The sequence below is a fragment of the Streptomyces ficellus genome (assembly GCF_009739905.1).
Lineage (GTDB): Bacteria > Actinomycetota > Actinomycetes > Streptomycetales > Streptomycetaceae > Streptomyces > Streptomyces ficellus_A.
In genome coordinates this window covers 2016176-2038981 of sequence record NZ_CP034279.1, presented here as the reverse complement: position 1 = coordinate 2038981, position 22806 = coordinate 2016176, and the positions used below count along the sequence as shown (strand labels likewise).

Genomic DNA, 22806 nt, shown 5'->3' with positions numbered 1-22806 from the left:
GACTGAGCCGGCGTACCCCATAATCGCGGGATGCCCCCCAGCACCACCCCCGTAGACCTCACCGGCCGGGACCGGCTCCCGTCCCTCACCGGGCTGCGGTTCTGGGCGGCCCTGCTGGTCGTCCTCTACCACCTGTCCCGGCAGGCCGGGGAGATCCCCGGCGTCAGCGCACTGGCCTGGTACGGCCGCAGCGGGGTGACGTTCTTCTTCGTCCTGTCCGGCTTCGTCCTCGCCTGGACGTACGACGGCAGGCGCGTCCCCGTGACGGTGTTCCTCTGGCGCCGCTTCGCCCGCATCTGGCCCCTGCTCGCCGCCACCACCGCCCTGTCGGTGGCCGCCTGGCTCGCCCTCGGCAAGGCGGTCACGGCGAAGGCGGTCGCCGCGACCCTGCTCCTGGTCCACGCCTGGGTGCCGGACCCCGTCGTGCTGCGCGGCGGCAATCCGGCCGCCTGGTCCCTCAGCGACGAGGCGTTCTTCTACCTCATCTTCCCGCTCCTCATGGCGCTCCCCGCCGTCCGCTCGGTGCGCGGCAGGCGGTGGATCGCGGGCGTGTGCTGCGTGGCTGTGGTGGCGCTGTGGCTGTCGGGAGCCCTGCTCGACGACAGCGGCACGCGCGCGTGGGCGCTGGACTACCTGCCCCTGACCCGGGTGCTCCAGTTCCTCCTCGGCGTGGTGACCGGCCTGGCCGTGGCACGCGGATGGCGGCCCCCGCTCGGCCTGTGGCCCGCGATCGCCCTGGTGCTCGGCTGGCACCTGGCCCTCGTCCCCTGGTCGGCCGCCGTCCCCGACGCCCTCTGGTACAGCCCGTACACCGCCTCCCACCTGCTCGTCACGCCCCTGTTCGCCCTCCTGGTGGCCGCGGCCGCGCAGGCGGACCGCGACGGCCGGACGACCGGCCTCGGCGGTACGTGGACGGTACGGCTCGGACACTGGTCGTACGCCTGGTACCTGCTCCACGAGATCGTGATCCGCGTCCTCGCCGGCCGCGTCCACGGCACGCTCACGCTCTGGCTCCTGGTCCTCGCCACCAGCCTCGGCCTCTCGGCCGCCGCCTACCACTGGCTGGAGCACCCGCTGGAGCGGTGGCTGCGGGCGGTGGGCCCGCGCGCCGGTCAGGCACCGGCGTGGAGGTGGCCCGCCCAGAGCGACGGCGTGCCGGGGAAGTCGTCCCGCAGCGCGAGGACGGACGTGCGCAGCGCGGCGGCGGACCGGGCGCAGTCCAGCCCGCCCGGCCCCGACAACGCCCGGTAGAACCCGTCCGCGATCCGCCCCGACATCTCGTCGTCGGCCTCCCACAGGGTGCCCACCACGTGCCGGAACCCGGCCAGCTGGAACGCGCTCGTCAGATGGATGGCCTCGTCCAGCAGGTCGGCCGCGGCGGTGTACGTCGTCCGGCAGGCCGACAGGTACGCCAGCTCCGCCCCGTCGAGCGCCACCGCCGCGACCCCGGCGACCGTCAGCGGACGCGTCAGGTGGTCCCCGAGCAGCAGCCGGCCGAGCGACGGGTCGGCGGCATCGGTGACGGCATGACAGGCCAGGTGGACGAAGCGCGCCCCGGCGAGCGCGGCGAGGACCGCCGTCCGGGTCGTCGCCCCGGAGAGGATCACCGGATCGGGCAGCACCGCCGCGACCGCCGCCGCCTCCTCCGCGGCACCCGCCAGCGGCGGGGCGCCCGGCGTGTCGGGCATCGAGACGATCAGCGACCGTCCCGGCCCGCCGCCCGCCGCCCGGGGCCGCCGGGCGTGCCGCAGCGCGCGGATCGTCGGCGTGTACGAGGAGACGACCCGGTCCAGAACCGTACGGTCACCGCGCCCGGCGACGGACTCGGCGTGGTGGCCGGCCGCGTGCAGCGGCAGTGAGCCGAGCAGACCGCCGGGAGACCACCACACCCGGGGCGGATCACCGCCGTCGCCGGAGCCGGGGCCGATCCGCAGCGCCGTCAGGACCGGCTCGGCGGCCACGTCCCACAGCCACCCCAGGATGCCGCTCAGCGTCCGCTGCGCCTCCTTCTGCGTACGCCAGTCGCCGTCGGGGTCGCCGGCGACCGTGAGCGTACGGTGGAACAGGTCGGCCTGTGCGGCCAGTTCGGCGTACACCAGGCCGGGGAGCGGCAGGTGGCGCACGCCCCCGCCCGTGACCAGGAGGGCGTCGCACCGCGCCGGGTTGCAGGTGAACACCACCACCGGCCCCTCCTCGGCCGTGGCCAGGAGGCTCGCGGTGTCCGGCGGCCGGGCGAAGGAGTCGAAGCCCTCCAGGGCACGGATCTCGTCGATGGTGGCGGTGAGTTCGGCGGCCGCGCGGGGCCGGTCCGGAGCCCCGCTGCTCTTCCTGTCCTCACTCTCCTCGCCGCCCTCGCCGTCGAGGGTGTCGCGCAGGCGCACGAACCGGTCGGCGAGCACGGGGTGCCGCCGCCTCAGCTCGGAGATGTCCCCGCGGGTCTCCAGCCGTTGGCTGAGGAGGACGGCACGGCCCAGCTCCACGGACCGCAGCGCCCGCGGCCAGGCGTCCGGCAGGAGCGGCAGGTGCCGCAGGTCCGGGTGGCGCTGCTCACCCGCGTCGAGGGCCACGGCCGCGGTGAACGTGACCAGGTCGGACAGGTTCTTCACGGCGTGCTGCTGGTCGACGCGTGCGATGCGGCGCGGGGCGACGAGCGGGATGAGACCCACCGCGTACTCCAGCAGGTCGTGCGCCCACAGCACGTCCAGCGGAACGAGCGTCAGGCCCGCCGCCCAGGCCGAACGGACGCGCTGCGAGGGCGGCAGGCTCTCGCTCCGCGCCGCCGTGGTCAGGTCGTTGACCGCCTCGACCATGGTGAAGGGGATCACCGGGCGCCCGGTGAGCGTGCTGAACATCGTGTGCAGCTCATCGGGTTCGAGCGCGTCGGCCCGTTCCTTGCGGGCGATCCCCAGGTTGTGGTGGAACGCGCCCAGGGCCGCGTGGCCGGGCGGGGCGAGGTCGATCAGGCGCCGGCACAGGGCGACCAGCTCGTCCGCGTCGACCTGGCCCGGACGGCGATGCCGTTCCTCGATCAGCGCGGCGACCAGGGCGGACAGCGTGGGCAGCGCCCCCGGATCGTGTTCCCCGGCCGCGTCGGCGGCCCGCCGGGCGACCACCAGGGCCTCGTCCAGATCGTCCGGTCCGCCGCCGAGACGGTAGCGGCGCAGGAGGGCGCTGCTGAGTCCGGAGAGCACGATCGCCTCCTCCTCGTCGCAGTCCTCCGCCGCCCCGCGCAGCAGGGTGACGGCCTCGTCGAGCTCCGCCCGGTCACCGGTCCGCTCGGACCGCTGCGCGAGCGCGAACCCGAGGCCGTGCAGATCCCGGGACGTCAACGGCGCCCCGGAGGAGTGCAGGTGACGCAGTGTCCGTACGGCTTCGTCCAGGTCGTCGAGGCCACCGGTGCGCGCGCCCCGCTCCGCCAGGGCCGTGCCCAGGACGTACCGGGCGTTCACCGCGCCCGGGCCGTCGGGCGCGTCGTCCCCGACCGCCCGGACCGCCTCGCGCCCCAGGTCCACCGCCTCGTCCAGTACGGGAAGTTCGGCGGTGTGCTGGAACAGGGCGCCCAGCGACAGAACGAGCTGCACCAGCACCTCGGGCCGTCCGGCGTGGTCCTCCGGAACGGCCGCCAGCGCGGCGCGCCCCGCGGCCACCGACTCGTGCAGCGCGCCGAGCCCCTGACCGGCCCGGTACCGCGCGCGGTGCACCTGCGTGGCGAGGGCGCCGAACAGCAGCACGGCACCCGGGGACGGCGCCTCCCGGACGGCGGCCGACCGCAGCAGCTCCGCCGTCTCGGCCAGGTCCTCCGCGCGCCGGGTGAGCGTGTACCGCGACCACAGCGCCCGAGGCAGCGCCCTGGTGAGTACCGCGCGGAGGTGGGGCGGGGCCCGGTGGCCGTCCCGGTCGGCGAGCCCCTCGCGGATCACCGCCACGGCCCGCTCCACGTCACCCGCCGTCACCTTCCGGTCCACGCGCTCCAGGAGGGCGACACCCAGCTTGCGCAGGACCTCCCAGCGGAGGGACACGTCACCGGGCACGAGGGCCAGGGCCCGCTCGTTGGCGTCGACCACGGCGTCGAGGTCGCCCGGCCGGGCGTCGTGCTCGAAACGCAGCCAGTGCGCATGGCCCAGCCGCAGGAGGCAGTAGGCGCGTTGCGGGGCGCCATGGCTGTCCGGGAAAGCGGCCGCCAGCGCGGTCCACTGGCCGATCGACTCGTCCAGGTCCGCGACGTCCCCGCCCTCCCGGAACCGGTGCTCCAAGGACTCGGCGACCGCCTCGTGGCCGTACGCGCGCAGACCGGGGTGGTCGAGGACCGCGCGGCCCGCCGCCGCCAGCTCGTCCCAGCGGTGCTCGTCCCGGGCGCGCCCGACCCGCTCGGCCAGCAGGGACAGGAGCAGCCCCGCCATGGCCTCCCGGTGCTCGGGCGGCAGCGGGGCGTCCAGTGCGGCGCCGCACGCCTCGAACGCGGCCCGCAGGTCGCCGGCCGAGCCCGTGAGCCCGTGCCGGCGGGCCAGCGCGATGGCGAGGTTCGCCCGGGCCGCGTGCCCCGTCTCGTGGCCGGCCGGGGTGACGCGGACGGCTCGGCTCAGCAGCCCGATGCCCTGGAGCAGGGCGCCGGCGTCCCCGAGCGTGTTGTACCGCTCGTAGAGCACCGACCCCAGCCCGACGAGGTGCACCCCGTACCGGGCGTTCCCGGGGTCGGCGTGGTCCAGCAGGAACCAGCACCACCGGGCGAGCCCGGACAGGTTCCCGTCCACGTCGCCGCCCAGCGCGAGCACGTCGGCCACCTGGGACGCGACGTGCGTGGCGTACGAGTCGGCGATCTCCGTCCTGAGCCCCTCCGGCACCAGGTACAGCCGGTCCGGCAGGAACTGGGGCGCCAGCAGCCGTACCGCCTCGTCCAGGTCCTCCTGGGCGCCGTGCCGCAGGTGGCGCCACCAGTGGAGCCGGCCGAGGGCGACCGCCGCCTGCTCGTCGTCCGGGTCGGCGGCCACCAGCCGGGCGAGGCCGTCCATCAGTGCCGGATCCGGGTCGCCGGCCGGCACCGGGCCCCCGTCCGGCGGCAACTCCTGGAGCGCGCGCACCGCCCGCCTCAGCAACTCCGTGCGCACGTCCCGGTACAGCCGCCGTGAGTCGTCCACCGATGCCCCCAACAGCCGCCCCGCCACGCCCCGTTCATGCATGATGCCCTGGAAGGACCACGGCACGGGAGGAGTCGGGATGACGGGTGACGAGCCGACCGCACGGATCCGGCGCGGACTGGCGTACGTCTGCGAACGCCTGGACGCACTGCGGGAACACCTGACCGAGCTGGGTCGCGCGGACGAACTGGACCGGCTCACCCGGGCCGTCGTCGACGGAACCGAGGACCCCGCCGCGCTCCTCGAGACCGTCGACCGCATCGTCCGCGCGGACGGTGACCCCCGCGGCGCGTACGGCGCGCGGGCCCGCACGCTCCACGAACCGTGGCCCCTCGGCGTGGGAACCCCCGACGAGGCCGACGTCGCCTTCCTCTGCCCGCTGGACGCCTGCGCCCGGGTGGAGTGGGCGGAACGCACGATGACCGCCGCCCCGCGGTGCCGCATGAGCGGGGCCCAGCTGCGCTGGGTGAAGCGCTGACATGGGCGGCCTCCTCACCGAGCTGGGCAAACGCCTCGCCGAGCGGTGGATGACCCTCCTGGTGCTCCCCGGCGCCCTGTTCCTGGCCGCCGCGTTCGCCGCCCGGACCCTCGGCCACGCCCACGCCCTGGACGTCGGCCTGCTGGTCCGCGAGGCCCAGGCGTGGCGCCCGGCCCCGGGCGCCGGAGCCGGCACCCGCCTCGCGGTGCTCCTGCTGGTCGTGGCGCTGCTGGCGGGGGCCGTGGGCCTGGTCGCCCAGATGCTCGGCTCGCTGGTGGAACGGCTCTGGTACGCGGCCGACTGGGAGTCCTGGCCCCGCCCCGTGCGCGCCCTCGCCCGGTGGCGGGTCGCCCGCCGTCGCCGGCGCCGCGCCGACGCCGTGGCCGCGTACGAGGGCGAGCGCCGCCGCGCCGGTGAGCTGCTGGCCGCCGGGGCGCCCGGCAGCAGGGTCGACCTCCGGCCCGCCAGGCTCGCCGTCGCCCGGGTCTCCCCGGAGGAGCCGCACCGCCCCACCTGGTCCGGTGACCGGATGCACGCGGTCGCCCTCCGTCTGGACCGCGACCTCGACCTGGACCTCGCCACCGTCTGGCCCGCCCTCTGGCAACTGTTGCCGGACGCCCCGCGCCAGCAGCTCGAAACGGCGCGCGACGCGCTCGACCGGGCCACCACCCTGGCGGCCTGGGCGGTGCTGTACGCCGCGCTCGCCGTCTGGTGGTGGCCCGCCCTGCCCGTCGCCGCCGCCACCTACGTCACCGCCAGGCTCCGCATCCGCGGCGGCGCCGAGTCCTACGCGGCGCTCGTCGAGGCGACCGTCCACGTGTACGCCGCCGAGCTGGCCGAACGCCTCCACATCCCGGTGACCGGCCTCCTCGGCAGGCGCACCGGCTGGGAGATCACCTGCGTCCTCCAGGGCAACCGCCACCTCATCGACCTCACGGCACACCAGCCGCAGTGAGCCGGGCGCGCCCCTCAGCCCCCGCCCTCAGCCGTCGACGAAGGTGAGGCTGGTGGCGTCGTACCGCGTCCCCGCGACCCGCTCCGGCGGCGCGGCGGCCTCGATGGCCGCGAGGTCCTCGGCCGACAGCTCGACGTCCAGGGCCGCGAGGTTCTCCTCCAGGTACCGCTGCCGCCGCGTGCCGGGGATCGGCACGACGTCCCCGCCGCGGTGCTGCACCCAGGCCAGGGCGAGCTGCCCGGCGGTGACCCCCTTCGCCGACGCCAGCTCCTCCAGCCGGGCGACGATCGCCAGGTTCCGGTCGAGGTTGCCGTCGGCGAACCGCGGCTGGGTCCGCCGGATGTCGTTCGCGGCCAGCCCGTCGACCGAGCTGTACCGGCCGGTCAGGAAACCGCGCCCGAGCGGCGAGAAAGGCACCAGCCCGATGCCCAGCTCACGGCAGACCGGGGCGATCTCCGCCTCCAGGTCGCGGGTCCACAGCGACCACTCGCTCTGCAACGCCGCGATCGGGTGCACCGCGTGCGCCCGCCGGAGGGTCCCCGCGCCCGCCTCGGACAGCCCGAGGTGGCGCACCTTCCCGGCCGCCACCAGCTCGGCCATCGCGCCGACGGTCTCCTCGATCGGAACCTCCGGGTCGACCCGGTGCTGGTAGTACAGGTCGATGTGGTCCACCCCGAGCCGCCGCAGCGACGCGTCGCACGCCTCCCGGACGTACGCGGCGTCGCCCCGGATCACCGTGGGCTCGCCCAGCCGGTTGGCGAACCCGAACTTCGTGGCCAGCACCACCTCGTCACGGCGCCCCGCGATCGCCCGCCCGATCAGCTCCTCGTTGTGCCCGGCACCGTAGAAGTCGGCGGTGTCCAGCAGGGTCACCCCGAGATCGAGCGCCCGGTGGATCGTCGCGACCGACTGCGCCTCGTCCGCCTCGCCGTACGCGTGGCTCATCCCCATGCACCCCAACCCCTGCGCGGAAACCGCCAGTTCGCCGAGGTGCCGGGTGGGTACGCCGTTCATGCTGATGCCTCCTGGGCGTCGATGCCGTATGCCCAGGACGCTATTTGTTGGAGCGCGCTCCAAGTCAAGCGCATGGCCGCACGCGAAGGGGCCGGGCCGGCGCTTGCGCGCACCGACCCGGCCCCAAAGGCGGCTTGTCTCAGCGGCCGTCGGTGACGACCTGATTGGCCGGCAGCCAGTGCCCGGTCAGCTCGCCCGCCGAAATCCGGCACATGGCACGGCCGTTCACCACCGCACGGCGGTCGAACGAGAACGTCTGCGCCGCCTCCGCCTTCAGCGTCCGGGTCGTACCCGCCGCGTTGACCCCGAAGTCGTACGCGATGACCTCCCGGCCCGCCGGGATGGTCAGCGTCCGCGGCGCCCGGTAGGTGAACGGCTGGTGCTCACCGCGCAGGAAGACGTTCGGCCACGCCTCGCCGATCCACATGCCCTTGTAGGCCCCGGCGCTGATCCGGTACCAGATACCGGCGCCGTTGATGCGGCGCCGCTTGTCGACCGGGGCCTGGGTGGCCTTGGCGAAGGTGACCTTCTTCGTGCCGAGGATCTTGTCGAACCCGGTGCGGGCCTTCTCGTTCTCGTAGTACTCGCCGGTGTCTTCCTTGACGCCGCTCTTATTCGTCACGACCTTGGTGTCGACCCGGTAGAGCGTGTAGGTGCCCTTGCCGATGGCGATCACCGACCCCGGCTTGACCCCAGACGGCGGGACGTCGTCGATCAGCGTATCCATCTGGTGAGCGAACACGGAGCTGTTCGTCTGCCAGTGCATCTGCATCCACAGGGTGATGTGGTGGTGGTGGTACGTGGGCGCCGGGATGCGGTGCGTCTGGCAGTAGTACGAGAACTTCCGCTCGTTGCGCAGCAGCGGGAAGTAGCGCGCCATGGTGGTCGCCGACCCGTCGTACAGCTGCGCCGCCAACTCGTTGCCGGTCAGCTGGTAGTAGTCCCAGAGCCCGAACATGGCGAAGATCATGCCGTTGTACGTGTAGTCGCCGGTGCCCGGCGTCTTGAACGGGTACTCCTGGATCCACAGGTAGCCGGAGCGGTCCTTGTTCACGACCCAGGGATAGGCGTTGTCGGCCCGCAGCAGCGAGGCGAACGCGCCGTTGGCGGCCGTGGTGTAGAGGGTGCGCTCCTGCTCGGTGATGCCGTCCAGCATCGCGAGCTGGGCGAAGAGGCTGATCGCCTCGCCCTGCGCCATGCCCGAGTACCAGGGCGCCTTGTAGGCGACACCACTGTGCTCGGCGTGGGTGTAGTCCCACGGGTAGGGGAAGTACCAGGCGCCGCGCGTCTGGACCCGCTTGGTAATCAGACGGTTCGCCTGGTCCTTGGCCCGCTTGAGGAACAGCGCCTTGCGGGTCGGGTTCGTCTCGGTGCGGTAGCTGGCGATGCAGCCGAGACCGAACTGGATCTGCCCGACGGGGTGGTCGTAGCCCACCGGACCTGGCTTGGGGGGACTGGTGACCTTGGTGGGCTTCCAGTACATGTACACACCCTGGGTGTTCAGGTGGTACACCGACGACAGGGGAGGGGTCACGTTCTCCCAGGCCGTCGGCCGGTTGCGCCAGGGCCGCAGGCTCTCGGGGAGGTCCTTGACCATCGTGAAGCCGGCCCGCTTGAACTCGAACGGCAGGGTGGTCGGTATGTCCTTCTCGACCACCCGGGGGTCCGGCTTGCCGTCCGCGTACGGGATGCGGCGGGGCGTGCTCGGTACGGAGGCGTAACCGTCGTCGAGCGGGTCCGGCAGCGGGGGCAGGGGCATCTGGTACGCCCCGCCGGTGCCACCGGGCACGCTCAGCGCCAGCGACCGCGGCATGTTGCCGAACGGGTCGGGCGTCGGCTTGTCGAAGACGCCCGTCGCCACCGCGGTGAACGTCCCGCCACCGACGACCGCCGCACCGGCGGCGGTGCCGCCCGCCAAGCGTATGAACCGTCTACGGCCGACGGCGGCACGCCTCTTACCGGACATGACTGTGTACCCCCCAAGGGCAGTTCAATGGTGAATGTGGATCGTATGTGAAAAGTGAGAAGATCCCATAGTCGGATCCGTGTGATGCCGCCGACTGGCCAAATCCCGGCTTATAGCGGCGTGCTGGCGTCGGTGAGGTGTCGGAATTCCGCCGCTTGGGATCAGGCCCGGCCGGCACCCTGCCCATCGGCGGTGACGCTCGTGGCGGCGACCCAGTAGCCGGTCAGCGCTCCTGCGGTGATCCTGTACATCGGCCGTCCGTTGACAATCGACCGGCGGTCGCTGGGGGCGTTGGACGGGGTGGCGAAGGAAACCGTCTTGATGGACGCCGCGACCCCGTCCTCCGTGAACCGGTAGACCTCCACGGCCTCGTTCCCGCCGGGAAACGTGAGGGTGCGCTGCGGCCGGTACACCGTCGCCAGGTACTCACCCCGCAGGAATGAGGTGGGCCACACCTCACCGACCCACCACCCGGCATAGGCGCCCGCGCTGATCCGGTAGTAGATCCCGCGCCCCTGGATGCGGCGCCGCATGGAAGCCGGAGCCTGAGTGGCCCGGTCGAAGGTGACCTTCTTCACCTCCAGCTGGGCGTCCTCCTTCGCCTTGTCCCAGCCGCCGTCGGCCTTCGTGTCGAGCCGGTACAGGGTGTGGGTGCCCGCGGCGAACGCGACCGTCGACCCCTCGCGCAGGAAGGGGGAGGGGAAGTCGTCGGTGAGGACGTCGGTGTGGTGGGCGAAGTCCGGGCTGCCGGTCTGCCAGTGGAGCTGGCGGAAGAGGTTGATGTGGTGCTGGTGGTAGCTCGGCGTCGGTATCCGGTGGGTCTGGCAGTAGTAGGAGTGCCAGCGGACGTTGCGCAGCAGCGGGAAGTAGCGCGCGATGGTGGTCGCGGAGCCGTCGTACAGCTGCGCCGCCAGTTCGCTGCCGGTGGCGACGTAGTAGTCCCACAACCCGAACATGGCGAAGATCATGCCGTTGTACGTGAAGTCCCCCGTGCCGGGCTGCGCGCCCGGGTACTCCTGGATCCACAGGTACCCGGAGGAGTCCTTGTGCACGGACCACGGGTAGCCGTCGTCACCACGCAGCAGGGAGGCGAAGGCGGCGTCGGCCGCCTGGCGGTACAGGGTCCGCTCCTCCTCGGTGACGGCGTCGAGCTGGGAGAGCTGGACGAACAGGCTGATCGCCTCGCCCTGGGCCATGCCGGAGTACCAGGGTGCCTTGTAGGCGACGCCGCTGTGCTCGGCGTGCACCAGGTCGAACGGGTACGGGAAATACCACGCCCCACGGGCCTCGACCCGCCGGTCGATCAACCGCTTGGCCTGCGCCTTCGCCCGGGTGAGGAACAGCGCCCTGCGGGTGGCGTCGGTCTCGGTGCGGAAGCTGGTGATGCACCCGAGCGCGAACTGGATCTGCGTGACGGGCTGGTCGTAGCCGGGCTTGCCGAACCCGTCGCGTACCTGCACGACACCCTCGGCGTCGAGAAACTGCTTCTCGGTGTTCGGGGAGAGGTCCTCCCACCGCTTGGGCCGGTCCCGCCACGGCCGCATCGCCTCCGGCAGGTCCGTCACCACCCGGTACCCCGACTGGTTGAACGCGAACGGCAGGGTGGTGGGGACGTCCTCACCGCCAACCCGCCCCGAGGGCGCGCCCTGCGCGTACGGGATTCGGCGGCTCGGCCGCGAGATCCGCGCCCCGTCCATCTGGTCCGGCAACGGCGGCAGGGGAGCGTCCCCGTTCACCCTCCGCGGCACGCTCAGTGCCAGCGACCGGGGCATGCCCCGCAGCGGATCGGCCGCCGGAACGGGCGCGGCGACCGCGCTCGCGGCCCCGGCGAACGTCCCGCCGGCGGCGACGGCGACACCAGCTGCGGCGCCCTTCGCGGCCAGGCGTATGAGGCCACGGCGGTCGATGCCTGAGCGGGTTTCGGACATGGCAGTGCTTCCCCTCGGTTTTGTGTGGTGCGGTACGCGACGAGGCAGGGGTGCCCGCCCACGACGGACACCCCTGCCTCGGAATGGTCAGTTGTAGGAGCCGAACAGCTTGGTGTTGCTGAAGGACCAGGCGCCGGCGTTGGAGGTCCAGCCGGCCAGACCGCCGTTGAACATGGCGTCGGACCTGGCGGTCCAGGTGATCATCTGCACCTTGTCGTCCGCCCGGTGGTTCATGACGGCCAGGTCGTCCCGGCCGTCACCGTTGTAGTCACCGGTCACCATCTTCAGGCGCGACACGTCGTAGTTCTTGGCGCCGTCAAGGGTCACCTTGGCCGAGCCGAACTTGTTCTTCCCGTCCACCTTCTCGAACAGCATGGTCGAGGTGCGGTCGGCACCGTCGTCGTAGCTGTACCAGACCAGGACGTCGTCGTGGCCGTCACCGTCGAAGTCACCGGCCTGCGGAATGGCGTTGTCCCAAACCCAGTCCGTGCTCTCCCACCAGGGCAGGCTCGGGTCCGAGAAACCGCCGTTGGGCAGGGTGCCGAACACGTAGGTCTTCAGGCCCTGCGTGCCCTGCTTGTAGAACACGCTCAGCTCTTCGCGACCGTCGCCGTTGAAGTCACCGGTGACGAACTTGGTGCTGGACCTGGCCCACGAGTTGGCGGGCGCCTTCCACGACGCGAACGGCGTGTTGAAGGTGCCGCTCGGCTTGGACGTGAAGGTGAACAGCTTGGTCTCGCCGGTCGCCGCATTGGCCGACCACACCGCCATGTCGTCACGGCCGTCACCGTTGAAGTCGCCGGCCTGCGGCGTCATGTACGAGATGTGGAACTCGCCACCGGGCAGCGCCGCCCACGCCTGCACCGGGTCGGCGAACGTGCCGTCGGCCTGGCCGAGAGCAACGTACGCCGTGACGCTCGCGTTGCTGTTCCCGTGGAGAGTGGCCATGTCGGCCCGGCCGTCGCCGTTGAAGTCACCGGCGACGTTCTTCATCGCCGACTCGTTCCACTTGTCGGTCGATGACGTGTAGGACTTCACCGGAGCACCCAGCACACCGGCCTCGGTCGTACCCTCCTTCGGCTTCGCCAGGAACGTGTACATCGCATCCGACACCGCCGGCTTCGGGAACGCGTACCAGGCACCGACGTCGCTGCGCCCGTCCCCGTTGACGTCGTGCCGGACCACGGTGTTGCTGGACCACAGCGACTGCTGCTGGGCGTTGTACACGACCAGGTTGCCCCGGTCGGTCAGCACCAGCTTGCCCCCGGCCGCGGACGTCTTGGACTCCCACAGCGTGGCGGTGTCGGCGGCGTTGCGGACGACGAGGTTGCCGTCGGTGCCGAATCGGGCAGTCGCGCCCTCGTTGCCTGCGGTTTTCGTCGACCAGAGGACCCTTCCAGCCTTGGAGACGAAAGCCAAGTCACCGTTATCTTGCATGGTCACGCTGCCGGAAGCAGAGACGAGGCTGTCCCCCGGCCGTAGCTGCTGGCCCGGGTCCAAACGCGACCTGACCTTGATGCTGTCGACACGTGCGGCTAGCGCGTCCGTGCGTGTCTCCGTCTCGGTCTCGCCGAAACATCCACGCTGCCAAAAGCGGCTATTAATGCCCACTAGTTCCAGCTCGCCATCCCTTTGGCGCAGAACTGGTCCGCCAGCATCTCCCTTGCAGAGCGAGTCGGCGGCGGTCCTCCCGCTGACGGAGAGCGAGTCAGCCGCGAGAGAGTCCAGCTGGAAGCTCGCGGTGTGAAGGCGGTTCGGAACCCACTCGGTCTTGGTCCGACCGTAACCAGCTACTTGCAGCACCTCGCCAGCGGCCGGTGGTGTGGCGGCTATGGAAACGGGCGTGATGCCGGTGGTCGGAACGGCGAGGCGGGCCATGACGAGGTCACGCCCTTCCCTCGGCACAAGGTAGTCAACATGACTGACTTGACCGCCGGTACCCGAGAGGTCCGCGCGGCCAATGGTCGCGGTCGTAGCCAAAGCTGGCTTACCCGGCGCAAGCGTGGATCCCTCTGCCTCAAAGCAGCTGCTTGCAGTGAGCAGCCACTGGGAGGCAACCAGCACACCGGTGCATGCCCGTGTGTTGTCGCCTGTGCCAATCTCCAGCCTTGCCGTGAACGCGAGACCGTTGTCCGTGATAGCAGGCCCAGTAGCGGCCTGAGCTGAGGGGCCACAAAGGGCACCGGCTGTGATTGCGGTTACAAGTAGCCCCGATCTCCACTTTGGGCGGGGGCGTATCCCAGACACGTGTCTTTCCCTGTCCATTCTCTTTATGAATGCAGTGCTAACGTGGATCAACCGGTCACCCGGATCTCAACCAGAGTCGAGGGGGTTCCGCCCGGGATGCCCTCACCGACGCTCTTGAAGGCGTCCTTGGGCACGTTGACAGTTTGCGTTTCCCCTCCTGCGGTGAGGTCGGCGTCGATCGAGTGGGACGTGGTCTCCAAGCCCCATACCTCTGTCAACTCCATGGTGATGTAACCAGTGGTGGTGCTAGCCTGGAAGCAAATGTCCCCCGCTCGACTCCAGACCTTGATCTCGTTCGGAGAGGTGCCGCAATCAGCGAGGAGGACGCGGCCGTCACCACGCAGTAGTTTGATTCCCTTTTGCTTGAAAATGGTTTCTGCGCCAGGGTAGTTGTAGTCCTCTACTCCGGAGGGCGGATTGCCGTCGGCCGCGGCCAGTGCGGTAAGTCCGAAATCTCTCCCTTGGTCTTGAGAGTCTGCGAAGAACAGGAGCGCGGCTGCAGCGGTGACAGCTCCAAGTGCTCCGGTCAGCATGAGCTTTCGCGCGCGAACTATCACGCGGGGTTTCCTTTCGCGGAATTGGTCGACGTGCTGCCTGTCGGCCGGAAGGCCCTGGTCAAGGGGCAGGTGCAAGCTACCACTTCGCTGAACGGCCCTCGGGCCATTGACAGACGTGCAGCGTTCGGCCACTGGTAGGCGCCGACATGGGTTCGGTGGCCCCGAACGAGCGCGCCCCTGAGTGCTCAACGACAGGTGTAGACCTCGGACACACCTGGTCCATCTCGGGCGCACCGCCCTGAACATGGGATGATGTCGGCGGTGGCCGGCCCTGGAGAGTTCGTGCAATCGGTCGTCGACGGTGCGGACACTGTCGGACGCGTCGAGGACACCGGGGAGGGGCAGCGGGAGCGTTGGCGGTGGCTCCTGTCGTAGCAGTGCTGAGGTCACGGGTTCCGCCGCACGGTTTCGGTCGAATCCATTCAGCACGGGCGCTGCTGCGGACGGCGCAGCGATGCCCCCGGTGAGGCCGGTGACCTGGGTCCTAGGGCTGGCGAATGCGGTTCGACGAGAGGGAGTCCTCAGTCCTCGACGGCGGGGACCCGTTGATAGGGAGCCGGAGACGAGGTGGCCGAATGCAGCACCGATTGCTGGCGGTTCGCAAGGCCACCTGTAGATATGCTCGCTGCGCCGAAGGACGGCGGCCGACTGAAGGATGTCGGCGAGCGAGAAGAGTTCCCTTGATAACAAGTTTCTGGCCGAGAGGCATGGCGAGACGGGTCGCACTCGTAGTGCGCGCCCTGAGCCTGGGCCTGTTGCCTCTGGTGTTCCTGGCAAGCCTTCTCGGACCCACAGCAGCCGAGGCCGATGAAGCCCCGGGCAGCGTTGCCGCCAGCGCCGTCTCCCCCACTCACCGGGGCCTGGTCGTGGACTTGTGGAAGTCCGGAGGGCCTGGGGTCAAAGCTGCTGCCGAAGCAGCCCTGACGGGCACCGATCAGGATGTCATGCGCTTCCTAAGCGCGGTGGGCGAGGAGTCGCTTCAGGACAAAAGGGTGTCTGCGGCGCAGATCGCCAGTCTCGGTGGGACCGCCACCCTGAGAGCCGCCCGTGCGGCACTGGCGGGCACACCTGCGGACCTTCAAAAGTTTGTAAGCTCCGGCTGGCAGACACCCTTTCATGAGGATCAACGGGTTCGCGTAGCCCAGATCATCGCCACCGGCGGTCGCGGGGTGCAAATATCGGGCCGAGCCGCCCTGGATGGCACTTCCGAGGACGTCAGGCGGTTTCTGGAGGAAAGCCAGTACACACAGCGGGACCAGGATGAGCGGGTCCAATTGGCACAGGTTCTGAGCGTCGGTGGGCCCAACGTACGCCAGGCCGGGCGGATTGCCCTGAACGGGACTCCAGACGACATCCGGGAGTTCCTGGTAGTCGGCCAGTACGTCGCCCGGGCGCGCGACCAAGAGCACGCCACTGTTGCCCAACTTGCCGAACAGGCCCGCGAAGCCGGCCGCCAGGCCGCGAAGGAAACCTCAGCGGCCAAGGAGGCCTCCGCCCGTGCGGTCGCCGCTTCGCAGCTCGCCAAGGAAGCCGCCGCGAAGGCCGCCGCCGAAGCCCTGGCCGCGAAGGAAGATGCCTCTGACGCCGCAAGCGCGGCCGGACGCGCGGCCTCCGCCGCCGCGCAGGCCGCATCCGCCGCTCAGCAGGCGATCGACTCAGCCCGCGCGGCCAACAACTCGGCACGCATCGCAGCCAACGCCTCCGTCCAGGCAGCCTCCGCAGCCGCAGGGGCCGCCCAAGCCGCTTCTCGCGCCCGCAGCGCGGCTGCAGCTGCAGCCACCGACGCCACGAACGCGGCCGCTGCGCGCCAGGCCGCAGAAGGCGCGCGCACTGCGGCGAAGGGCGCCAGACTCGCCGCTGACGCCGCCGACCAGGCCACGATCGCTGCGACCGAGGCCGGCAACGCCGCAAAAGCTGCTGCCAGCGCCGGCCTGAACGTCAACGCAGCTGCCTCCGCCGCCCAGGACGCCAGTGGCGCCGCCAATATCAGCGGCGCCAAGGCCGCCGAAGCCAAGGCCGCTGCCGACGCAGCAAGGCGCCACGCCGCCGAGGCCACCCGCGCAGCCAATGCCGCGGAGGCTCTCGCACGAAAGTCCGCAGCCGCGGCAGCAGAGGCACGTGACTCGGCCAACTCAGCGGCCGGACACGCCGAGGCTGCCGCCAAGGCCGCGGACGAGGCAGCTGACCACGCTGGAGACGCCGCCGTCGCCGCAACGCAGTCCACGGCGCACGCCAACGCCGCACAAGTGGCTGCCAATGCCGCAAGCTCGGCCGTCGACAAGGCCAAGAATGTCTTCGCCCTAGCCCGCGAAGTTGAGGTCGAAGAGCTACGCGTCCGCACGAACGAGGGCATCGAGCACGCCAAGGACCTCAGAACTGAGGATCTCCAACTGCACACCGACCAGGACCGGGCGGTGCAGGAGACAAAGGACCGTCAGGCAGAGGCTCAGCGGCTAGCCACCGAGGCCGCCCAGCCCGACATCGACATCCCCACCGTGGTCGCGAAGGGCCGCAAGCTCGCCCTGCTCATTGCGAAAGGCGGTGAACCCTGGAGCCGAGCCGCCGCCGAAGCGGCCCTGGGCGGTGACGACACCGTCGTCATTGGGTACGTCCGCAACGGCTGGAAGAGCGCCCTCCAGCAGGACGAGCGCAACCGGCTGGAGTACCTCGTCGAGGAGAGCGCACTGTCCTCGGTGCGTACCGCCGCTTTGGAAGCCCTCAAGGGTGACGCCAACGCCGTGTCGGCGTTCCTGACCAGCGGCCAGTACCAGGCCGCGGCAGCGGAGCTGCGTGTCCACATCGCTCAGATCATCGCCACCGCGCAGTCCGGCGGTCAGCGCGAAGTCGAGGAGAAGGGCCGGGCCGCTCTGAACTCGGGTGACGTTGGTCGGTACCGCGAGTTCATCGCTACGGGTCAGTACACGGCTCGCCACAGGGACGAGGAGGTGATTGCCGCACAGCTGATTGAAAGCGGTGGCCCGGAAGTCAAGGCTGCGGCACGCATAGCCTTGAACGGCCCGGCCGGGCAGCTTCACAACTTCATCGAGGCGGGGCAATACAGAGCGAAGCGCAAGGATCTCCTCGCCGCCACGCATGCCCACCAGGTCCAACAGTTGATCTCTGAGGCGGCAGCCATCGCCGCCAAGGCACAGAGGGACGCCGCCGAGGCGCAGCGGGTAGCCGCGGTTGCCCGCAAGGCCGCCGCGGAAGCGGACGTGTACGCCAAACAGGCCACGGCTTCTGCCGCAGAGGCCGATCGCTACGCCGCGCAGGCCGACGAGTCCGCTAAGAACGCCGAAGCCTCCGCCGCGAACGCTGCCGAATCCGCCCGCAAGGCACGCAGCGCCGAAGCGTCCGCCCATCGGGCCGCAACGGACGCTGAGACCTCCGCGGCCGACGCGGTGATCTCGTCGCAGATGGCCTATGCATCCGCGTCCAGCGCCTGGCACGCCGCAGACCAAGCCCGCGCTTCCGCTGTCGCGGCCGGCAAGGATGCCGAGGCAGCGCTGAAAGCCGGTGTCGACGCCTTCGCCATCGCAGTCGCCAAGCTGAAGGAGGAGGAGGAAGCCCGCAAGAGTCGGCTGACTGATCCCGAACGCCAGGCGATGGAAAGGAAGCGCACCTGCGGAGTCCTCAATTGCGAAACGGGGCCCGACCCGATTTTCCACTGCGACAAGAGGCCTGTAGCCGACGGACTTTGCGCCTCATACCGCTGGGCCAAGGAAGGCAGCGATCTTTTCTGGCGGGTCACCAAGGACCTTTCCGGACTTTCTCAGCTGGAAGAGTGCATGTCGTTCCGCCCCGGAGAGTGGAACAAACTGTGGGACTGCGGCGACCTAATGAAGGACGTCACCGTCAACTCCAAGCTGCGCCTTCTCAAGGAGGCGTACGACTTGATCCGCGATGCTCAACGAGTGGGATGTACGAAGTGCTTCCCTGCCGGCACAAAGGTGCTCATGAGTGACGGAGCCACCCGGAACATTGAGGACGTCAGAGCAGGTGACACAGTCCTCGCTACCGAGCCGGTGACCGGGGCGACAGGCCCGCGCACAGTGGCCCGCCTCATCGTCACCGAGGACGACAAGTTGTTCAACGAGCTGATCCTCGCCACCTCGAAGGGGCCGGAGAAGCTTACGGCGACCCACGAACACCCCTTCTGGAGCCCATCGAAGCGCGCCTGGGTGCCTGCTGACGACCTCCTTCCCGGGATGACCCTGCTGAGCGCCGACAAGACCCCTGTCACCGTTCAGAGTAATCGTTCCTTCACGCGGCACGCGCGAACGTACAACCTCACCGTCACCGATTTGCACACCTACTATGTTCTGGCGGGTGATGCCCCGGTCCTCGTTCACAACGCCGATTGTGACGATCTTGGTGACGACTGGACTCCTCAGCCGGTAGACAAGATCGCGTACAGCAGCGGCTGCGAGAAGTGCGCCATCGATATCATCGGACGGTTGGGCGGAGGCCAGGTCTACCGAGCCAGAGGGCCGGGCGGCCTGGGTCTTTGGAAGTACCGAGACGTGCAGACCGGCTGGAGTCAGCACTACTTCGTGGTGCACAACGACCGAGCCTACGACGCGTGGACAGGACGGCACGGCGAGCCGTTCGACGAGTACATGGCTCAATGGGAGGATGCGAGTGAGACGGTGCAACTGACACGGGGCAGCCTATTCTGGGACCCGGACCTCAACGGGTATCGGTTCAGGGAGACAGGATGAGCGCTGGACTTCGCATGGACCTCATCTTGCGAAACGTGAAATTGAGGCCCGCGATGGCGGGCCTGGATGGTTCCTTCTCTCAGTACGTTGCCTTTCTCCAGGGGATGGACACAGGCTCGCGTCTCCACGGCCCCGGCCTCCTCGAGGAGTTCCCGGAGTGGCTGGCAGCCAGGACGGGGTATGGCGCCAACCTGCCCTGGTGGAGCTTGATCCTCATCGTCGTCTTTCCCGGCTGGGATGCGAGCCGACCAGCGGGGACCATGAGTGCGGCCGAGGAAGAGGCAGCCGTGGACGGCCTGTTCCAGCTGCTGGCCGAGTTCCTGGGCATAGGCCTGGAGAAACTGGAACAGTAGGAGTCACCGCTTCGTGACGGATCGCAAGACCCCACCGTTCTGCTGCGGTGGGGTCTTGCGCGTTCTACCGCGGATCAGTGCATAGACCGCAGTCTCAGTGTCATTGGTGCGGATACACCGTCTCGTTCACCGAGCAGAGATTTCGAGGAGTCGGGCACGGGCGAAGGCCTTAAGTGGCACGTGGTCCAGCTCCAGCCGACGACCTTGGTGGGAACCGGGTAGTGGCCACCCGGGACCCACCTCGGTTCGGCTTGGGGTGATGTGGCCCACTGGGTCTCCTCTTGACTGGAGGCATAGCGGCAGCCGCCCGCCCAGTCCGGAGTCCGCGCGTGAGCGGCGCGGCGACCTGTCTGGCGGATGGCGCCAACTGACAAGCTAGGTGCGGAGCCCTGGCGAGATCGTGTGGTGCGAGTTCGTACAGTGACGGTATGTCACGTACTTTCGAGGATCTTGTCGCCGAGGCGGACGCCGCCGACGTCTCCGGCTGGGACTTCTCCTGGCTGGACGGCCGGGCGACCGAGGAGCGCCCCTCGTGGGGGTACCAGCGGCTGATGGGCGAGCGGCTGGCCGGCGCGTCCGCCGGGCTGGACATCCAGACGGGCGGCGGCGAGGTCCTGGCGGGCGCGGCGGCGTACCCGCCCACCATGGTGGCCACCGAGTCCTGGCCGCCGAACGTCGCCAAGGCCACCGGCCTGCTCCACCCGCGCGGAGTGGTGGTGGTCGCGGACCCGGACGAGCCGCCGCTGCCGTTCGCGGACGGGGCGTTCGACCTGGTCACGAGCCGGCATCCGGCGACGGTGTGGTGGACGGAGATCGCCCGGGTGCTCCGGCCGGGCGGGACGTACTTCGCGCAGCACGTCGGGCCCGAGACGGTCTTCGAGCTGATCGAGTTCTTCCTCGGCCCCCTCTCCGGCGACCTGCGGCGCAAGCGGCACCCGGACGAGGAGACGGCCCAGGCGCGGGCGGCGGGGCTGGAGATCGCCGACGTGCGCATGGAGCGCCTGCGCATGGAGTTCTTCGACGTCGGCGCGGTCGTCTACTTCCTGCGGAAGGTGATCTGGACGGTGCCGGGCTTCACGGTGGCGGAGTACCGGCAACGACTGAGGGACCTGCACGGCCTCATCGAGGCCGAAGGTCCCTTTGTCGCTCACTCGTCCCGGACGCTCATCGAGGCCCGGAAGCCGGTCACCGCGCGTTCTTGATCGCGGAGATCTCGAACGTCAGCTTGATCTTGTCGCTGACCAGGACGCCACCGGTCTCCAGCGCGGCGTTCCAGGTCAGGCCCCACTCGGAGCGCAGCAGCTCGGCCTTGCCCTCGAAGCCGACGCGCTCGTTGCCGAAGGGGTCCTTGGCGGCGCCGTTGAACTCCAGGTCGATGGTGATCGGCTTGGTGACGTCCTTGATCGTGAGGTCGCCGGTGATGCGGTAGTCCGTGCCGCCCAGCGCCTCGGCGCTCGTGGAACGGAAGGTCATCAGCGGGAACTGCTCGGCGTCGAAGAAGTCGGCGCTGCGCAGGTGGCCGTCACGGTCGGCGCTGCCGGTGTCGATGGACGCGATCTTGACGTCGATGGAGGCGCTGGAGGCCGCCGGGTCGGTGCCGTCGAGGTTCAGGGTGCCCTCGTACTCGGCGAAGGCGCCCCGGACGTTGGTGACCATGGCGTGGCGGGCGGTGAAGCCGATGCCGCTGTGTGCCGGGTCGATGGTGTACGTCCCGGTCAGGGCGGCCAGGGCCGGGTCCACGGCGGTGTTGGTGGCGGCGGTCGCGGTGGCGGTGCGGCTGAAGATACCCATGGTGACGATTCTCCTTCGGTGGCGTTGTTTAAGCTTCAACGAAACCCACCGTAGACCTATTCCGTTCAACTTTCAACCACATCGCTCGCGGAAATCGTGCTGACACGTCCCGACCGGCCTGGCTAAGATCACCGCGATGAACACCTCCTCGTACGGAATGGGGGACTCGTTCGCGCAAGGTGAGTGCTGATGGCGCTCCACCCCGCGACCGGGATTCCGACCCGCCTCCTGATGTGGCAGCGCGTCCGCGAGTACGCCGTGCCACCGTCCATGATCGAGACCGCGACCGCCCGCAGGGCCGCCGGCGACTGGGCGGGCGCTGCCGCCGCCGCCCGCGTCGACATCGACCTCGATCTGCGCGCCGTGCGCCACCGCCACGGCACCGACCTGCTCACCCGCCTCCGCGCGGACCTGCGCCGCCTGGCGCCCGACCTGCTGCGCTGGCACATGCCCCGGACCGCCCCCGACGGGCGGCTCAGACCCGGCCTCACCGTCACCCTGGCCCGCTACGGCGCCGCCGACCTCGTCGTCCGCACGCCACCGGCCCGGGCCGACGCCGGACAGCGGATGTCCCTGGCCCTCTGGTCGGGGCCCGGCCGCCACACCCCCCACCCCCACCCGCACCCCGACCGCCGCTTCCGGCTCGACCTGCACCGGCACCTCTGGGACGCCACACGCAGCGGCGAGCTGGCACGCCACCACCACGACCACAACGGCCCGTGGGCCCACCGGGGTTGGGCCGCGGCGGCCGAAACGCTGCTGCGAACCGAAAGCCGCGGCGCCTTCACCGTACGGCTCGCTCCCCGCAGGGCCGGGGTGTACGAACTCGTCGCCCCCGACGACAGCCACGCACCCACCTACCGGCCGCTCGCCGAAAGGCCACCGCCCCACGAGGTCGCGGCGCTCCCGGTCCTCCCGGAGGCGGCGGCCCGCGTCCTGCCGGACCTGGAGCTGCTGCGGCACGGACTGCTCACGACCGACCGACTCCACCCGCTCGTCGCCACCGCACTGCCCGTGCGCCCGGAGGCGGTCATCGCACCCACCCTCCGCGACCCGCACCGGGTGGAGTGCCGCGGTGAGATCCACCGGATCGCACTTTGCGACGGCGTACTGACGGCGGTCGACCACGACCCCGCCCAACTCCGCCGCGAGGAACTGCTGGTGGCACTCGGAGGGCCGCCCCTGCCCTGCCTGCGGGCGATCGACGCGGTCCACCGCAACCCGGAGGCACTGCCCGCCGTCCGCGAGCGGCTCCGCCACGGCGACGTCACCGGGGCGCTGGCCGTCGTCGAGGGGCTGCTCGGCCCCCGTGCCGTACTGCGCGACGGCCCGCTCCGCGACGAGCTGGAGTCGGCCGCCGCCCGCCGCGTCGACCACGGGCTCTTCCGCTCCGGCCTGACCGACGACCACCCCGCCGCCACCGGCCACCGCCCACGGCTCGACCGCCGTACACCGCTCCCCATCCGTCGCAAGCGGACCAGCCGAACCCGACCCCGTACCGGCGCGACCTCCTGAGACCTCCGGTCCGCAGCCGCCGGACGGCCGGGGCGGGGCCGTGCAGGGTCGCCCCCGCAGGCGTCGGCGGCGTCGACACGGCTCCCTCACTCGTCACCCGAGGCCGCCGGCGCCGAGGAGGCGAGCCCGGAGGGGCCACGCCCCAC

Annotated in this window: 13 protein-coding genes and 2 pseudogenes; 7 read left to right on the top strand and 8 right to left on the bottom strand. The window is 70.6% G+C overall.

From position 1 onward, the window contains the following. Window positions 1-30 precede the first annotated feature (30 nt). Window positions 31-1251 carry an acyltransferase family protein gene (locus tag EIZ62_RS08745; RefSeq protein ID WP_156692133.1) on the top strand — a complete coding sequence of 407 codons (1221 nt, stop codon included), beginning with the start codon at window positions 31-33 and terminating at the stop codon, window positions 1249-1251. Here EIZ62_RS08745 and EIZ62_RS32395 read toward each other — a convergent pair. Continuing rightward, a pseudogene (locus tag EIZ62_RS32395) lies at window positions 1179-2810 on the bottom strand (CHAT domain-containing protein); the annotation flags it as partial. The gene EIZ62_RS08745 and the pseudogene EIZ62_RS32395 overlap by 73 nt on opposite strands. A gap of 2404 nt (window positions 2811-5214) precedes the next feature. Between EIZ62_RS32395 and EIZ62_RS08735 the strand changes: the two are divergent. Continuing rightward, window positions 5215-5613 carry a hypothetical protein gene (locus tag EIZ62_RS08735; protein WP_156692131.1) on the top strand — a complete coding sequence of 133 codons (399 nt, stop codon included), beginning with the start codon at window positions 5215-5217 and terminating at the stop codon, window positions 5611-5613. 1 nt (window position 5614) lies between these two features. Further along, complete coding sequence (locus tag EIZ62_RS08730) at window positions 5615-6568, top strand: hypothetical protein (RefSeq protein WP_156692130.1); 954 nt, start codon at window positions 5615-5617, stop codon at window positions 6566-6568. Between the two features lie 27 nt (window positions 6569-6595). Here EIZ62_RS08730 and EIZ62_RS08725 read toward each other — a convergent pair whose 3' ends face one another. From EIZ62_RS08725 to EIZ62_RS08705, 6 genes and pseudogenes are all read right to left on the bottom strand, one after another. Then, window positions 6596-7582, bottom strand: a complete 987-nt coding sequence (locus EIZ62_RS08725) for an aldo/keto reductase (protein WP_156692129.1) — start codon at window positions 7580-7582, stop codon at window positions 6596-6598. A gap of 139 nt (window positions 7583-7721) precedes the next feature. Then, on the bottom strand, window positions 7722-9500 hold the full coding sequence (locus EIZ62_RS08720) for a D-glucuronyl C5-epimerase family protein (protein WP_244375568.1): 1779 nt from the start codon (window positions 9498-9500) through the stop codon (window positions 7722-7724). Window positions 9501-9709: 209 nt separating this feature from the next. Next, window positions 9710-11476, bottom strand: coding sequence for a D-glucuronyl C5-epimerase family protein (locus EIZ62_RS08715; protein ID WP_156692127.1), 1767 nt, complete (start codon window positions 11474-11476; stop codon window positions 9710-9712). Between the two features lie 87 nt (window positions 11477-11563). Beyond that, on the bottom strand, window positions 11564-12895 hold the full coding sequence (locus tag EIZ62_RS32385) for an FG-GAP-like repeat-containing protein (protein ID WP_244376153.1): 1332 nt from the start codon (window positions 12893-12895) through the stop codon (window positions 11564-11566). A gap of 168 nt (window positions 12896-13063) precedes the next feature. Then, window positions 13064-13741, bottom strand: a pseudogene (locus EIZ62_RS32380) (S1 family peptidase); the annotation flags it as partial. Window positions 13742-13770: 29 nt separating this feature from the next. Beyond that, window positions 13771-14280: a hypothetical protein gene (locus tag EIZ62_RS08705; protein WP_244375566.1), complete on the bottom strand. Its 510-nt coding sequence runs from the start codon at window positions 14278-14280 to the stop codon at window positions 13771-13773. A 764-nt stretch (window positions 14281-15044) separates the two neighbouring features. Here EIZ62_RS08705 and EIZ62_RS32725 point away from each other — a divergent pair. The 3 genes from EIZ62_RS32725 to EIZ62_RS08685 all read left to right on the top strand — a co-directional run bounded on the left by EIZ62_RS32725 (window position 15045) and on the right by EIZ62_RS08685 (window position 20556). Next, window positions 15045-19001 carry a polymorphic toxin-type HINT domain-containing protein gene (locus EIZ62_RS32725; protein WP_280117768.1) on the top strand — a complete coding sequence of 1319 codons (3957 nt, stop codon included), beginning with the start codon at window positions 15045-15047 and terminating at the stop codon, window positions 18999-19001. Further along, window positions 18998-19354: a hypothetical protein gene (locus EIZ62_RS08690; protein ID WP_156692125.1), complete on the top strand. Its 357-nt coding sequence runs from the start codon at window positions 18998-19000 to the stop codon at window positions 19352-19354. The genes EIZ62_RS32725 and EIZ62_RS08690 overlap by 4 nt, the downstream gene beginning before the upstream one ends. 428 nt (window positions 19355-19782) lie before the next feature. After that, the gene (locus EIZ62_RS08685; protein ID WP_156692124.1) at window positions 19783-20556 is read left to right on the top strand and encodes a class I SAM-dependent methyltransferase; all 774 of its coding nucleotides are present in this window, start codon (window positions 19783-19785) and stop codon (window positions 20554-20556) included. On the opposite strand, the gene EIZ62_RS08680 is transcribed toward EIZ62_RS08685, so the two are convergent. After that, window positions 20540-21145 carry a YceI family protein gene (locus tag EIZ62_RS08680; RefSeq protein WP_156692123.1) on the bottom strand — a complete coding sequence of 202 codons (606 nt, stop codon included), beginning with the start codon at window positions 21143-21145 and terminating at the stop codon, window positions 20540-20542. The two genes, EIZ62_RS08685 and EIZ62_RS08680, sit on opposite strands and share 17 nt — an antisense overlap. A 189-nt stretch (window positions 21146-21334) precedes the next feature. Here EIZ62_RS08680 and EIZ62_RS08675 point away from each other — a divergent pair, with 189 nt between their 5' ends. After that, complete coding sequence (locus EIZ62_RS08675) at window positions 21335-22660, top strand: hypothetical protein (RefSeq protein WP_156692122.1); 1326 nt, start codon at window positions 21335-21337, stop codon at window positions 22658-22660. Window positions 22661-22806 lie beyond the last annotated feature (146 nt).

Coding starts and splice junctions, on each gene's coding strand:
- EIZ62_RS08745 (WP_156692133.1), top strand. CDS start 31: ATGCCCCCCAGCACCACCCCCGTAGACCTCACCGGCCGGGACCGGCTC.
- EIZ62_RS08675 (WP_156692122.1), top strand. CDS start 21,335: ATGGCGCTCCACCCCGCGACCGGGATTCCGACCCGCCTCCTGATGTGG.
- EIZ62_RS08725 (WP_156692129.1), bottom strand. CDS start 7,582: ATGAACGGCGTACCCACCCGGCACCTCGGCGAACTGGCGGTTTCCGCG.
- EIZ62_RS08715 (WP_156692127.1), bottom strand. CDS start 11,476: ATGTCCGAAACCCGCTCAGGCATCGACCGCCGTGGCCTCATACGCCTG.
- EIZ62_RS08730 (WP_156692130.1), top strand. CDS start 5,615: ATGGGCGGCCTCCTCACCGAGCTGGGCAAACGCCTCGCCGAGCGGTGG.
- EIZ62_RS08690 (WP_156692125.1), top strand. CDS start 18,998: ATGAGCGCTGGACTTCGCATGGACCTCATCTTGCGAAACGTGAAATTG.
- EIZ62_RS08685 (WP_156692124.1), top strand. CDS start 19,783: ATGTCACGTACTTTCGAGGATCTTGTCGCCGAGGCGGACGCCGCCGAC.
- EIZ62_RS08680 (WP_156692123.1), bottom strand. CDS start 21,145: ATGGGTATCTTCAGCCGCACCGCCACCGCGACCGCCGCCACCAACACC.
- EIZ62_RS08735 (WP_156692131.1), top strand. CDS start 5,215: ATGACGGGTGACGAGCCGACCGCACGGATCCGGCGCGGACTGGCGTAC.